The organism is Gimesia benthica, from assembly GCF_009720525.1.
Lineage (GTDB): Bacteria > Planctomycetota > Planctomycetia > Planctomycetales > Planctomycetaceae > Gimesia > Gimesia benthica.
Genome location: NZ_CP043930.1, coordinates 7,080,506 through 7,095,441, shown reverse-complemented (window position 1 = coordinate 7,095,441; position 14,936 = coordinate 7,080,506). Strand labels below are relative to the sequence as shown.

Genomic DNA, 14,936 nt, shown 5'->3' with positions numbered 1-14,936 from the left:
AAACTCAGTGAATATTTCGGTATCTCCAATGCGACGGCTAGCCACTTGTGGCCGGTATCGACAAGAAACGACACAGGGTTGCTCAAGTATGCTTAAAGAGAAAACTGAAATGAACCATGATTCTAATCAGTTCGATACGACGCATTCGCTGGACGAGTCGTCTAACTCGTCAAATTGCTGCCTCGCCACCATTGCGAGGCAGCGATTGCATTCAAGTAGGTATGCCTTGCTCAAATTAGTTCAGTGCGAGCAAAAAAACGGCGTTATTGTAATTCGAGGGACTGTTTCGAGCTATTTTCTGAAGCAAATCGCTCAGGAACAGCTTCGTTCGATACAGGGTATGACTCATATTGTCAACGAGCTTGTAGTGCAGAAGGAGTTATAGCAACAGTCTGCATTCATGATAATACGGTAAAACAGTCTTTCTACCGGGTGAATTGATAGATGAATAAAATAAATCGACCAGCTGTTGCTTACTTTTCGATGGAGATTGCGCTTCACCCAGACATACCGACATACAGTGGCGGTCTTGGAATGCTGGCAGGCGATACGCTCCGAGCCGCTGCTGATCTCGGCATCTCAATGATCGCCGTTACGCTGATGCATCGCCAGGGGTACTTTTCACAGAGCTTAGATGCGTCCGGGTGGCAGCATGAAGATCCAATTCCATGGAATATTGAGCGATATTGTCACGAGCTACCAATACGAACCGACGTGACCATCGAAGGTCGTTACGTGCAACTGCGCGCCTGGAAGTACGAGGTGACCGGATGCGGCAGACATGTGATTCCGGTTCTCTTGCTGGATACTGATTTGGATGAAAACTCGGACTGGGATCGTACCTTGACTAACAATCTTTATGGTGGCGACAGTCATTACCGACTTTGCCAAGAAGTCGTGCTGGGAGTAGGTGGCGTACGTGTGTTACGTGCGCTCGGCTACAATGATGTCGCACGTTTTCATATGAACGAAGGGCACGCGGCCCTGCTGGGGCTTGAATTACTCGATGAAAGCGCAAAATCGTCTGATCGTAGCCCTTTAACACCGAAGATGTGCAAACGGTTCGCCGTAGCTGCATTTTCACGACTCATACTCCGGTTCCTGCGGGGCATGACAGGTTCCCAATTGATCAAGTCCAGCGTACGCTTTCTCGATCTGATCTCTTTGATAATCACGAAGTGTTTTGCTGTGCCGGCGAATTGAACATGACCTATCTTGCACTCAATCTCAGCCATTATGTCAACGGCGTCGCGAAGAAGCACGGCGAGGTTTCAAGAAAACTGCTTGTGCCACGTGACACTGACCATCACTACACGATCGACCATATCACTAATGGAATCCATTTAGAAACGTGGGCCGCACCTTCATTCGCAAAGCTTTTTGATCGCTTTCTGCCAGGTTGGCGCGCAGACAATGCCAGCCTTCGTGGTGCGCTGTCGATTCCGGCTACTGAATTTTGGGAGGCGCATCAAACAGCCAAGCAGGATCTCATTGATGAGATCAATGTACGTACAGAAGCCTCTTTCGATGCCGAAATCTTCACGCTCGGTTTTGCGCGTCGTGCTACGGCCTACAAAAGAGCGAATTTGTTGCTGCAGAATCGGGTTCGACTGAAGAGTTTAGCGGAGCAGGCAGGGAATTTGCAAATTGTTTTTGCTGGGAAAGCCCACCCACAAGATGAGCAGGGTAAGCAATTGATTCAAGAGATCGTCCGGCTGAAGGACACGATGCTTCCCGAAGTGAAGATTGTATACATGGAAAATTATGATTGGGACTTGGCACGGTTCATCACCTCTGGCGTCGACGTCTGGCTCAATACGCCACAGCCACCGTTGGAAGCTTCGGGTACCAGTGGTATGAAAGCAGCCCTGAATGGTGTCCCAAGCCTAAGTATACTTGACGGATGGTGGCTTGAGGATCGTATTGAAGACGTAACTGGTTGGGCTATTGGTGATGCCAAATCCTCAGATATGGGAGAGGCCGATTGCTCCGATCAAGATGCAGAATTACTTTATGAAAAGCTCCAAAATATCGTGTTACCGCGGTATTATGAACAAAGAGACTCTTGGTTGAGAATTATGTCTCATGCGATTGCATTGAATGCATCCTACTTCAACACACAGCGAATGATACAGCAATACGTCTTGAAGGCTTACTACGAGTAGAAATTATCTGGACTATCCATGGTTGATTGCCAGCTTAACCTTATTGTGTATCAATTTTTATGGGTTGAGTTGGGTGAAGAATCGGTGTCAGAGAAGTATCAACGCTGGAATCAGAAATTGTTACTAACACGAATCTGAAAGGAAATAGTCATGACAAAAACTGGTACTTTGATCCAAACGATTCTAGTTTTCACCAAAACTCGTCGACGTATTTTAGTCTCCGTTTTGATACTAACTTTCATATTTGCGATAACGCAAGTTCCGTTTGCCATGTCACTAGATACAGCACCTTCCACTGGGAGTGTCGATGTTCGATACTTCCAAAAGAAGTTGGAACTTGCTAAGCATGACTTGCAGAGGGCGGTGAAAGCCAATCAACGAGTTCCTAATCTGACTTCAAAGCTGATGATGATTCGGTTGCAGAATCAGGTCGACTATACGGAAACGCTGCTCAAACGCGCAATGACTAAAACAGACCATGACTTGCATACTACCCATCTTCAAAACGTGAAGAATGATGTGACACTTGCAGAACAGCAATTGGTGTGGGCCAAAGACGTCAACCAACGCCAAGCCGGACTTGTAAGTGATGACGAGGTACAACGTCTGCAACTTTCGGTAGACCTCGCTCGATTGGCTTTGGAGCGAGCAAAGCAACCCAAGATCAAAGCGGATCCTCTACATCACCTGCAGTGGCAAATTGATCGTTTGCGATCAGAACTGCTTAATCTTCAAGTTGAATTCGAGCGAGTTCGGTAGGGACACTAAAAAAGGATTGCCAATGTTACACAGCACTATTCAAGCAATCTGCCGACATTGCGGAACTTCAGTCGTGAATGTTTTTGACTCAAGTGCCTCAATTAGGGGGCCGGAATGGGAAACGTCTGAAGGAACACCCTCTCCCCTTGGCGTTACATGGTTAGAGTCAGAGCAGGCATATAACTTTGCAATTGATACTGTTAACGCCTCAAAAGTTACTCTGCTGTTGTACCTAGGAAATGAATTACGTGTTCCATGTTACTCACTTCAGCTTGATCCATTCAAAAACAAGTCTGGACCAGTCTGGCATTGTCGCGTGCCCATCTCAGAAGCTGGCGATGCGGTATACTATGCATACCAAATTGACGGACCGGCGGCCAAAGTGACCGACACATGGCATGCGTTTGATCCCGAGAAGGTATTGCTCGATCCCTACGCACGAAGCGTCTTCTTCCCGGCGAAATTCAAGCGTGATGCGGCCAGGCTTCCCGGACCCAATGGAGGTTCTGCACCGCTGGGCCGTCTTGACGTTTGCCGATGTCCGTTTGATTGGGGAAATGAACAACGGCTACGTCATGGAACCGATTTAGTGATCTATGAAATGCATGTTCGTGGCTTCACACAACATCCAAGCTCCGGCATAACTGATGACGCTCGGGGAACCTTTGCAGGAGTCATCGAGAAAATCCCCTATCTTAAAGAGCTTGGGATAACCGCCATCGAATTGATGCCGGTTTTTCAATTCGACCCATCAGATGAAAACTATTGGGGCTACATGCCCCTGAATTTCTTCTCACCTCACCATGAATATTCAACGAACCAATCTTCATGCGAGCAGCACAGCCAGTTTCGTGAGATGGTCCGTGAGTTACATAAGGCTGGAATTGAAGTGATTCTGGATGTGGTCTATAACCATACTTGCGAGGGAGACGATCAAGGACCAACTTACAGTTATCGCGGAATTGACAACGCAACTTACTATATTGCATCGGCTAACTTGAAATCACCCTATGCAAATTTTAGTGGCACAGGCAATACTTTAAACACATCATCTCCTACGGTCCGTCGTTTGATCGTGGATAGCTTGCGCTATTGGGCAAAGGAGATGCATGTCGATGGTTTTCGATTTGATCTGGCCTCAGTATTTTCACGAACATCGGATGGAAGTATCGATTTAAGTCAACCACCTCTTTTTGACCAGATCGCCGGCGATCCGGATTTAGCCAACGTTCGCTTAATCGCTGAACCATGGGATGCTTCGGGTTTGTATCAACTTGGCGCATCCTTTCCAGGGCGTACCTGGATGCAGTGGAATGCTCGGTTTCGTGATACAGCGCAGCAGTTTATACGAGGAGATTGTGGACTGGTTCCCGATCTGATGACGCGTTTATATGGAAGTAGCGACTTATTTCCTGATGATACAGTCCATGCATTTCGTCCCTTTCAAAGTGTGAACTATGTTGCATCGCATGATGGTTTTACGATGTATGACCTCGTTTCGTATAATCATAAACACAACCATGTAAACAGCCAAAACAATCACGATGGGCCGAATGAGTTTAGCTGGAATAGCGGCTGGGAAGGCGTTGAACAAGTGCCTCAAGAGGTCGTCAACTTACGCAAACGACAGACCAAAAACTTTTGCTGTTTGCTCATGCTGGCGAATGGCAGCCCCATGTTTCGTATGGGTGATGAGTTTATGCAAACGCAAAGTGGTAACAACAATCCTTACAATCAAGATAACGAAATAAGTTGGCTCGATTGGCGGCGATTTGAAGAAAACCAAGAGGTGTTCTGCTTTTTCAAACGAATGATTGCGTTCCGTAAATCGCATTCTTTGCTTGGACACTCCACCTTTTGGCGTGACGACATTCAATGGTTTGGCGCAGAACAACCAGAAGTCAATATGTCAGCTGATTCTCAAGTCCTGGCTTATTGCTTACGTGGCACGTCCACTAATGACCGTGATCTTTATGTGATGATCAACGGCTCAACTAAGCCACGTTTATTTTCTATTCACGCAGAAACAGAGAGTGTCTGGAACCGTGTTATTGACACTTCACTCCCCAGTCCGATTGATATTGTGGATCCCGAGGCAGAAATCCCTTTTGAAAAGGACTCTTATCGGGTCAATCAGCGTAGCATTGTTGTGTTAGCACAATCGACTGTGGCGATATCATCAAACTCCGTGCAAATTTTGTAACAACATTTAACTGAGAGAAATACCATGTCGAGTTCCCTCTCTACACAAGAATTGAATTGCATCGATGCCTATTGGCGAGCGGCAAATTATTTATCGATCGGCCAGATTTATCTATTTAACAATCCGCTACTAAAAAAACCGTTATGCAAAGAACATATCAAACCGCGCTTGCTTGGACATTGGGGAACGACGCCGGGGTTAAATTTTATCTACGTGCATCTAAACCGGATCATCAAACAGCACAATCTCAACATGATGTTCATCACAGGGCCAGGACATGGGGGGCCAGGGCTGGTAGCGAATACCTATTTGGAAGGAACTTATACCGAACATTATCCGAATATCACGCAAGATGAAGCGGGAATGAAGCGACTGTTTAAACAGTTTAGTTTTCCCGGTGGTATCCCCAGCCACGTAGCCCCCGAGACGCCCGGCAGTATCCACGAAGGTGGTGAATTGGGTTATGCATTATCGCACGCTTATGGGGCAGCATTCGATAATCCAGACCTGATCGTGGCCTGTGTGATTGGTGATGGCGAGGCAGAAACAGGTCCACTCGCCACAAGCTGGCATTCCAACAAGTTCCTGAATCCAGAGCGTGACGGAGTTGTTTTGCCGATCCTGCATTTGAACGGTTACAAAATCGCGAATCCAACTGTTTTGGCCCGTATCAGTCATGAGGAACTGGATCATCTTATGCGAGGTTACGGATACAATCCGTATTATGTCGAAGGTCACGATCCCCAAGAGATGCACCAGCTTATGGCTGCGACAATGGATCAAGTCACTCAAGAGATTCAACATATTCAATCCAATGCGCGACAGGACCAGGATTCCACTCGTCCCCTCTGGCCGATGATTGTACTGCGAACGCCCAAAGGTTGGACCTGCCCCAAGGAAGTCGATGGTCTACCGGTTGAAGACAGTTGGCGTAGCCACCAGGTACCTTTAGGACAGATGCACGAGAATCCGGATCACTTGAAGTTACTAGAACAGTGGATGCAGAGTTACAAGCCTGAGCAATTGTTTGATGAGAGTGGTTGTCTCAGAACGGAGATCGCAGATCTTGCGCCGAGAGGCGAGCGGCGGATGGGAGCAAACCTACATGCAAATGGCGGGGTACTGTTGAAGAGCTTGCGACTTCCTGACTTTAGAGACTATGCCGTTGAGGTCTCGTATCCGGGAAGTGTCACAGCCGAAGCAACGCGCGTGCAAGGCAAGTTTATCCGTGATGTGATGAATCTCAATCTTGAGTCACAAAACTTTCGCATCTTCAGTCCAGATGAGAACGCCTCAAATCGCTGGGCAGACGTATTTGATGTCGCAGAACGTAGTTTTATGGGCGAGATATTGCCCACTGATGATCACCTTTCACCAAACGGCCGTGTGATGGAAATGCTTTCCGAGCACCAGTGCCAGGGTTGGTTGGAAGGCTATCTGCTGACTGGGCGGCATGGTTTTTTCAATTGCTACGAGGCGTTCATCCACATTATCGATTCGATGTTTAACCAGCACGCGAAGTGGCTCAAGGTCTCCAAGGAAATTCCCTGGCGGCGACCTATCGCATCCCTTAACTATTTGTTGTCATCACACGTCTGGCGGCAGGATCACAACGGATTTAGTCATCAAGATCCCGGTTTCATCGACCATGTTGTTAACAAAAAAGCTGAGATCATTCGTGTCTATCTGCCACCAGATGCAAACTGTCTGCTCTCCGTCACAGACCATTGCCTGCGTAGTCGTGATTATGTAAACGTGATTGTAGCTGGTAAACAACCCTCGCCACAGTGGCTCTCGATGGATCAAGCTATCAAGCATACGACGGCGGGAATCAGTATTTGGGATTGGGCGAGTAGTGACCAGGGAAGCGAACCCGATGTTGTTTTAGGGTGTTGTGGCGATGTACCCACACTCGAAACGTTGGCCGCCGTCGATATCCTTCGTCAAGAATTACCTGTGTTGAAGGTACGCGTGATTAACGTCGTCAATTTGATGAAGCTCCAATCTCCCCGGGAACATCCACATGCACTCTCTGATAAGGACTTCGATAGTCTGTTTACGACCGACAAACCTATCATCTTTGCGTTCCATGGCTATCCTTGGTTGATCCATCGATTAACGTATCGCAGAACGAATCACAAAAATCTTCATGTTCGCGGTTACAAAGAAGAAGGGACAACAACCACACCGTTTGACATGGTTGTTCTGAATGATCTCGACCGCTTTCATCTTGTTCAAGATGTAATCGACCGTGTGCCGAATCTCGGCGCTAAAGCAGCCTACTTAAAACAAGCCGTTCGAGACAAACTAATCGAACACAAACATTACATCTCCGAATATGGTGAAGATATGCCGGAAGTTCAAAACTGGACTTGGCCGGGAGGGGAACAGTGAGGTTGATTCAATGTCGATTCTCGTGCTGAATGCCGGATCTAGTACGCTCAAATTCGCTCTGTTCGATGAACTGGCTCACGAACAACTTGCCAGAGGTGTGATAGATTGGCAAACTCAATCTGAAAAAGTCATATTAGAATTACAAACTCAAGCAGCGAGTCAAACGCAATCTCATTCGGATATTTCGAATAATCATGAGGCCGTTAAATGGATTCTGCATGTGTTGGCAGACATCAACCTGGGCGAATCGATTCGAGCTGTCGGTCATCGCATCGTTCACGGCGGTACATATTTCTGCCAGCCAACGCTCATTAACGAACAGGTTCTTCAATCGTTAGAACAAGTCTCCAAACTCGCCCCGCTACACAATCCACCAGCATTGATGACGATTAAAGCAGCACAAAAATATCTTCCAGAAGCTATGCATGTCGCTGTGTTTGATACTGCTTTTTTTGCTGATTTGCCGCCGAGTGCTTATGTTTATCCAATCCCTTACGAATGGTATGAACAATACGGTATTCGTCGATTTGGCTTTCACGGGATCAGCCATCAATACTGTTCGACACGTGCCGCAGAAGTGCTTGGTCGGCAATACGACGATTCTCTTCGATTGGTAATATGTCATCTAGGCAACGGCTGCTCTGCGACTGCCGTGCATGGCGGACGCCCTTTGGCTACAACGATGGGGTTCACACCGCTGGAAGGGTTAATGATGGGTACCCGCAGCGGCTCGATCGATCCTGGAATCTTGATTTACTTGATGAAACAAAAAGACTTCGATCCTGAGCAGCTCGATCAAAGTTTGAATCATCAATCTGGTTTGCTTGGAGTGTCGGGAATTTCCTCTGACTTTCGCCAAATTGAACAGGCATCCCAAGCCAAAAACGAACGCGCTCAACTGGCGATGAAATTGTTTACAGAGCGAATCCAGTCAACCATTGGTTCTCTTGCGGTTTTGCTGGGAGGCATCGATGGCTTAGTCTTTACTGCCGGTATCGGTGAACATTCTCCGCTGTTGCGAAGCTGCGTATGTGACAAACTACCATTTCTTGGGCTGAAACTTGACGAGGTCAAAAATCAAAGTGCTCATGCGGATTGTGATCTCGCAACAATCCAGTCAGCAGGTCGCATTTTACTCATTCAAACTCGCGAAGAACACATGATCGCACGCGAAACAGAACGACTCTTAGAATTATCTCAGTCCAGATAGGCAGATGAACATGATCGTATTAAAGGGTTCTAATATAAATGAACATTTTGAGGTAGTTTGTCACTGGATATAGCGAGTTATGAAACGACAGCAAACGATTCCCGATGATTCATTACATCGGGAATCGCTTTTGCCGACGATCTTTCCTCACTCAATTGAGTGGACAACACTTGGGGCAAGGAAGTTCCTCACCCGTGATTGGGCAGACAAAATCGGCACTGTTGCTTTGAGTGTCAGCGTTGGCGCGCACATCAGTATAGACTAAACCACCAACCCCCAAAGGTAATGCAATTAACGCCGCCCACAACCATTTATTTCTCATGACAACCTCCATTTTACAAAGCGTTCGACCATCTGGCAGGCTACATACCTGCAAACAGACGAACAGAGTTAATTGTTTTCAACTGCTTTTGGAATTTTGCCGGTATAACCGGCGGTTTGTATTGCATTCAGGATGTCTTCATTTGGAAAACTACAGCATGATTCTGTAGCGATGTTTGCATATTTCCCGGTATAGTCCACTTTTACTGCTAACACTCCCGGCACATCCATAATCGACTTCTCAGCAATCGCAGCACAACCTTCGCAGTGCATTCCTTCGATGGCTACGAAGGTCGTTTTGATGAGTGGGTTACTTGATGTGATTACCTCGTCGCTTTCTCTCCTGGCCAAGATGAAACCTATGTAATTTGGGAACAACATAAACACAACGGCAACAACCGTCACGGCCCACAACATGATTTTGTTCATGGACATCATATTAAATCGATTACGTTTCGAGGTGCCGGAGTTAGAGCAACAATCGGTGATACAATAGGCGCCACCCGTGACCGTCTGCTTGGGCCAGTAAGTAAAATAAAATGCTGCCGTCAAAAAACCGATTGTTAAAGTGCTGAATACTGGCCGGTATGATTCTAAAACGCCAGCAATCCCCGCACCTGAAAAACCGAACAAAATCAATAGCAAAGGCAACCAACAACAACTGGATGCCATAATCGCAGATAGGATCGTTCCTACTTTTGTTATGGTATCCGCTCTATTCGACTTGCTGGATGATTTGTCTAATTCTGATGTGGCAATGGCGATACCTTTAGTAACACTGCCAAGACAGCATGCGCCCGCTGGATTCTCGGTTTTACATCGGCAACCAGGATTATTCATCTTCTTCCGAATGTCGTCTAGAGCATCCGACCGGCCTTTTGTTTCAAGTTCCTTTTTGATCGTGGCTATAGAATATCCAAAGCAGTAGCACAAAGGCCGTGCGCCGCGCGTCTCTTTCACTCCCACTGGTACTTTGAGCTGATCTTTTGTGAAAGTCTGGCTGTCGGCGAAATAAACGACACTGCACCCAGTGGCATTACAAAATTTGTATTCCACGTCATCAACGTTGCTCACGAATTCATTCTTGAGCAACGCCCTAAGTGTGAGTGGTTTTACTCCTTTGCTTTTGCCGCCACATTCTGGGCAAGTGGCTGTCCTGGACATAGTGAGTTCCATAGTCATTCTTTTCGAGTTAGTGTTGACTTTCTACCGTCAAGTGCTTCTAAAATGGCGCATTCGGCTGTCTGCTTTCTCTTTCCACACGCCGTGGAAAGTCGAACCAGGGCTTTCTTGATCTTGTGGAGAGTAGCAATTTTGCTTTCGATGTCGGCTATCTTCACGTCAACTTTGGCCTTTACATCCTCACAACAGATTTCTGAATCCACTCGCAACGATAGGAGTTCCTTGATTTCTTTCAACGTAAATCCAAGTTCCTTGGCCCGGCTAATAAACGTGAGTCGTTTGACAACATCAACATTGAACTGTCGGTAACCCGATGCAGAGCGGGTTGGTTTCTCTAACAAGCCTTCGCGCTCGTAGAATCTAACGGTTTCAATACCGACTCCAGCCTGCTCGGCTACCTTTCCGATTGTTAGTAGTTTCATGGTTGTTTCCTTCATCTATAGATATTATCGAGCCTGTACCATACTACAGGGTCAAGGCTAAATCGAATAATTTGCTATATTCACACTTCGAAAAAAGAGAGTGCTATTCAAATATCGACGAAAAACAAAGGGGACATTCCACGAGAAGTGGGATTACAACTCGATAAATATTAGAATTTCATCTGAGTATAAACCGCGTAATAGAAAAGCACTGATAAGCAATTGCTGTTTTAAACAGCTTCGTCGAAGGTTACGCTTTTGCATCTTCCTCAAAACGCGGGTCTTCGATTCCCAGCTTAAGTTTCCATTCCATCACACTGCAATAGAGCACGGGCACGACCAGCATCGTCATGACTTCGATCAGCATGCCACCAAAGCTGGGTATCGCCATCGGAACCATAATGTCAGAGCCACGGCCCGTGGATGTAAGCACAGGGATCAAGGCCAGGATCGTTGTCGCGGTTGTCATCAAGCATGGTCGGACGCGACGCACGCCAGCTGCGAGAGTTGCATCACGCGCTTCTTTGACGGAGCTGATGCGTCGTTTTCGAAAACTTTGATCGAGATAGGATGTGATTACCACGCCATCGTCGGACGCAATCCCAAATAATGCCAAGAAGCCGACCCAGACTGCGACGCTTAGATTGATTTGGTGAACTTGGAACAGAGTCCGCATATTGGTGTCGAATAGATTGAAATCTAAAAACCATGATTGGCCATACAGCCAAAGCATGATAAATCCGCCAGACCAGGCAATCATGATACCGCTGAATACAAGTGAAGTGGTGATGACCGAGCGAAATTGAAAATACAAGATCAAAAAGATGACAAACAGAGCTAAAGGCAAAACGACCATCAGTGTTTTTTGCGAGCGAATTTGATTTTCATAGCTACCCGCAAAAGCGTAACTGACTCCCGGCGGAAGAACCAATGTACCATCATCAATCTTTTGTTTTAAGTAGCGTTGGCATTCTTCAACTACATCGACCTCGGCATTACCAGGCTTCATGTCGAACAACACATAGCCTAACAAAAACGTGTCTTCGCTCTTGATGGTCTGCGGACCGCGCGTGTAACGAATTTTGGCGAGTTGTTCGAGTGGAATTTGCTGTCCTGCCGGTGTAGGTACGAGTATACGGTCAAGTGTCTCGATCTCGTCGCGTAGCTCACGTGCGTAACGTACTCTCACTGGGTAACGTTCGCGGCCCTCCACTGTCGTCGTGATTTTCTGCCCACCGATGGCAACTTCAATCACATCCTGTACAGTGCGGATGTGCAAACCATATCGTTTTATAGCATCGCGGTCGATATCGATTTCCAGGTATGGTTTGCCAACAATTCGATCTGCAATTACAGCTGATGCCTCTACAGAGGGTACTTTTTTCAGAAGTTGTTCGATGTCCAGCGCCACACGCTCGATGGTTTCCAAATCAGGGCCTTTCACCTTGAGACCCATCGGCGCTCTCATACCACTCTGCAGCATCACAATTCGCGCAGCTATCGGCTGCAACTTCGGTGCAGATGTTGTGCCTGGCAAATCTGCCGCAGCGGTGATCTCCTTCCAGATATCGTTGGGAGAGCGAATGTGGTCACGCCATTGACGGAATGCTCGTCCGTTGGGGTCTTCAATAAGATTCCCTTTTTCGTCCCGAATGAAATCGCTCTTGGTATCATCATAACGGAACTTAAGACGATGCCCTTCCTTATTCGTTACATATTCAGACTTGTATGTGATGACTGTTTCGATCATCGAGATGGGGGCGGGATCAAGCGGACTGTCCACACGGCCTACCTTGCCGACAACAGATTCTACTTCCGGGATCGAAATCAACAGGCGGTCTTGAAGTTGAAGCACGTCCATTGCCTCGCCGATTGATGCATGCGGCATCGTGGTTGGCATGTAAAGGAACGATCCTTCGTCTAGAGGGGGCATAAATTCTTTGCCTAGCCCTGGCAATGTATTGGCGACCGCTTTCCAAGGAGTCGAGTTACGAATCGGCGCGGGGAAAAACCCGAAAACACGATCAAATCCCAACCAGACGCAGCTTCCAAGCATCAGTATCACAATGGGGATCATTAGAAAGAGTGCCTTGTTTCTTAGACACCAGCGCAGCAGCGGTTCGTAGATGAATCGCTGAAAGATTTGGAAGAACGCCAGCAAACCACCAATCAACAGGACAACGAATATCAGGTTCCGAACAAAACCCTTGTCCGGTCCTAACGGAAGCCAGTGATCGGTCAAAATCAGCCCCACCACTACCACAGCAACGCCATTCGCGGACCAGGGACCAAACTGATGCAGACTTTTAGGTATCCGGGATTCCAGCAGTTTGTACGTGCCTAATGCCATTACAATAGCTCCGACCCACCACGGAATAGAAAAGTAAGTTATCGAGCTGTCTGAACTCATAGGCATAGCGGCTAGAATAGCGAGCAGAAGGGTAACCATACCAACTATGATCACACTCCAGTGGAGATACCGCCTGAGTGCTTCAGAACGTAAGCGCCCCGTAAACAATACGTGAGCGACTGGTGGAATAATCGTTAAGGCTACAATGACTGATGCAATCAAAGCAAAAGTCTTGGTAAACGCCAATGGTTTGAATAGTTTGCCTTCAGCACCGATCATCGTAAATACCGGCAAGAAGCTGATAATGGTCGTGGAGACAGCCGTCAACACTGCGCCTGCCACTTCGCGCGACGCATTAAAAATGACTTTCAATCGGTCTTCGTCTGGATCAGCTTCTTCCAGATGTTTGAGAATATTCTCACAGAGAATAATCCCCATATCGACCATTGTGCCGATGGCGATGGCAATACCAGAAAGCGCTACAATATTCGCGTCTACGCCGAAGGTTTTCATCCCGATGAAACACATCAGCACGGCGAGTGGTAACAGAGCACTGATTAACACAGAACTTCGCAGGTGCATGACGCTGATCAGAATGACGATGATTGTTACTAGAATTTCTTCAGTGAGCGCAGTATTCAGTGTCCCAAGCGTCTCATAGATCAATCCAGTGCGGTCATAGAAAGGGACAACAGTGATCTGACTGATCGTAGCCCACTCGGGTCGCTTGTTGCGGTCCAAGGATCGTAAATGCTGAACCCATGCGCTGTTGTTAAGTAAATCGTTTTCATAGGCATCGAAGCCATGTGCCTTTGCGTACTGTGTGATCTCCTTTCGCGTTGTTTTCTTGAAGTCGATCAATACCTTAGTTGGCAGCCCCGGTGATACCTCGCCGATCATTCTCTTGACGTTCTTGATCGCCGCTAGAGGGTTGTAACCATAGCGGACAACGCATACGCCGCCAACAACTTCTGCACCTTCTTTATCGAGCGCACCACGCCGAAGCGCGGGCCCCAAAGTCACTTTCGCAACGTCCTTGATCGTGATGGGGACGTTGTCATGAACTTTGAGAACCGTTTTTTCAAGGTCTTCAACTTGCTTAATAAAACCCAAGCCACGAACGACGTATTCCGCTTTATTCAACTCGATCGTACGTGCGCCGACATCTACGTTCGTCATACGAACGGCATTAAATACTTCTCCCAGGCTTACTTTATTTGCTCGCATGGCGTCGGGGTCAACGTCAATTTGATATTCCTGGACAAATCCACCAATCGAAGCGACTTCACTGATACCTTCCGCTGAATTCAGTGCGTAACGAACATACCAATCTTGTGTGGTTCTCAACTCGTGCAGGTCCCAGCCTCCTACAACGTTTCCATCCGGATCGTATCCTTCGAGCGTATACCAAAAAATCTGACCGAGGGCGGTTGCGTCAGGTCCTAGTGTTGGTTGAACGCCTTCAGGGAGCGTCCCTGTGGGTAAACTGTTGAGCTTCTCCAGTACTCGCGTACGAGACCAATAGAACTCGGCTTTTTCGTTGAAGATCACATAGATCGTGGAGAAACCAAACATCGAGTAACTACGGATCGTCTTGACCTCGGGGAGGCCGAGCAAGGCAACTGTGAGCGGATACCCAATTTGGTCTTCGACATCTTGAGGTGAACGCCCCATCCACTGCGTGAAAACGATTTGCTGGTTCTCGCCAATGTCAGGAATTGCATCTACCGGCACTGGATCGCGTGGTAGGCTACCCAAGTCCCAATCGAATGGAGCCACCATCGCGCCCCAGACGAGGATTACAATCACCATCAACAAGACAACCAGTTTATTATTCAGGCAGAACCAGATAGTCTTGTCGAGCAAAGAATGCGGCTCAGGTACTAGATTGGGATTTTCGGAATCAGTTACCATCATTTTTCCTGTTGAC

Annotated in this window: 9 protein-coding genes; 6 read left to right on the top strand and 3 right to left on the bottom strand. The window is 47.4% G+C overall.

The window, feature by feature from the left end; translation table 11 throughout:
- Positions 1-1,052 precede the first annotated feature (1,052 nt).
- From glgP to F1728_RS27740, 6 genes are all read left to right on the top strand, one after another.
- Positions 1,053-2,165 carry an alpha-glucan family phosphorylase gene (gene glgP / locus F1728_RS31955; RefSeq protein ID WP_197996660.1) on the top strand — a complete coding sequence of 371 codons (1,113 nt, stop codon included), beginning with the start codon at positions 1,053-1,055 and terminating at the stop codon, positions 2,163-2,165.
- A gap of 150 nt (positions 2,166-2,315) precedes the next feature.
- Entirely contained in the window at positions 2,316-2,924 is a 609-nt protein-coding gene (locus F1728_RS27760) for a hypothetical protein (RefSeq protein WP_145187118.1), read from the top strand.
- Positions 2,925-2,946: 22 nt separating this feature from the next.
- On the top strand, positions 2,947-5,127 hold the full coding sequence (locus F1728_RS27755; protein ID WP_194242556.1) for a glycogen debranching protein: 2,181 nt from the start codon (positions 2,947-2,949) through the stop codon (positions 5,125-5,127).
- Positions 5,128-5,151: 24 nt separating this feature from the next.
- Positions 5,152-7,521, top strand: a complete 2,370-nt coding sequence (locus tag F1728_RS27750; protein WP_155366743.1) for a phosphoketolase family protein — start codon at positions 5,152-5,154, stop codon at positions 7,519-7,521.
- A 10-nt stretch (positions 7,522-7,531) separates the two neighbouring features.
- Positions 7,532-8,731: an acetate/propionate family kinase gene (locus F1728_RS27745; RefSeq protein ID WP_155366742.1), complete on the top strand. Its 1,200-nt coding sequence runs from the start codon at positions 7,532-7,534 to the stop codon at positions 8,729-8,731.
- A gap of 79 nt (positions 8,732-8,810) precedes the next feature.
- Positions 8,811-8,996, top strand: coding sequence for a hypothetical protein (locus F1728_RS27740; protein WP_155366741.1), 186 nt, complete (start codon positions 8,811-8,813; stop codon positions 8,994-8,996).
- 125 nt (positions 8,997-9,121) lie between these two features.
- On the opposite strand, the gene F1728_RS27735 is transcribed toward F1728_RS27740, so the two are convergent.
- The 3 genes from F1728_RS27735 to F1728_RS27725 form a co-directional block, all read right to left on the bottom strand.
- The gene (locus F1728_RS27735; RefSeq protein WP_228030374.1) at positions 9,122-10,228 is read right to left on the bottom strand and encodes a putative iron-sulfur cluster-binding metallochaperone; all 1,107 of its coding nucleotides are present in this window, start codon (positions 10,226-10,228) and stop codon (positions 9,122-9,124) included.
- Positions 10,229-10,230: 2 nt separating this feature from the next.
- On the bottom strand, positions 10,231-10,656 hold the full coding sequence (locus F1728_RS27730; protein ID WP_194242555.1) for a heavy metal-responsive transcriptional regulator: 426 nt from the start codon (positions 10,654-10,656) through the stop codon (positions 10,231-10,233).
- A gap of 250 nt (positions 10,657-10,906) precedes the next feature.
- Positions 10,907-14,920, bottom strand: a complete 4,014-nt coding sequence (locus F1728_RS27725) for an efflux RND transporter permease subunit (RefSeq protein WP_390644271.1) — start codon at positions 14,918-14,920, stop codon at positions 10,907-10,909.
- Positions 14,921-14,936: the final 16 nt, after the last annotated feature.

What these genes read in the sequence shown, in the direction of transcription:
- F1728_RS27760 (WP_145187118.1), top strand. Translation starts at nt 2,316, where the DNA reads ATGACAAAAACTGGTACTTTGATCCAAACGATTCTAGTTTTCACCAAA.
- F1728_RS27755 (WP_194242556.1), top strand. Translation starts at nt 2,947, where the DNA reads ATGTTACACAGCACTATTCAAGCAATCTGCCGACATTGCGGAACTTCA.
- F1728_RS27750 (WP_155366743.1), top strand. Translation starts at nt 5,152, where the DNA reads ATGTCGAGTTCCCTCTCTACACAAGAATTGAATTGCATCGATGCCTAT.
- F1728_RS27745 (WP_155366742.1), top strand. Translation starts at nt 7,532, where the DNA reads ATGTCGATTCTCGTGCTGAATGCCGGATCTAGTACGCTCAAATTCGCT.
- F1728_RS27740 (WP_155366741.1), top strand. Translation starts at nt 8,811, where the DNA reads ATGAAACGACAGCAAACGATTCCCGATGATTCATTACATCGGGAATCG.
- F1728_RS27735 (WP_228030374.1), bottom strand. Translation starts at nt 10,228, where the DNA reads ATGGAACTCACTATGTCCAGGACAGCCACTTGCCCAGAATGTGGCGGC.
- F1728_RS27730 (WP_194242555.1), bottom strand. Translation starts at nt 10,656, where the DNA reads ATGAAACTACTAACAATCGGAAAGGTAGCCGAGCAGGCTGGAGTCGGT.
- F1728_RS27725 (WP_390644271.1), bottom strand. Translation starts at nt 14,920, where the DNA reads ATGGTAACTGATTCCGAAAATCCCAATCTAGTACCTGAGCCGCATTCT.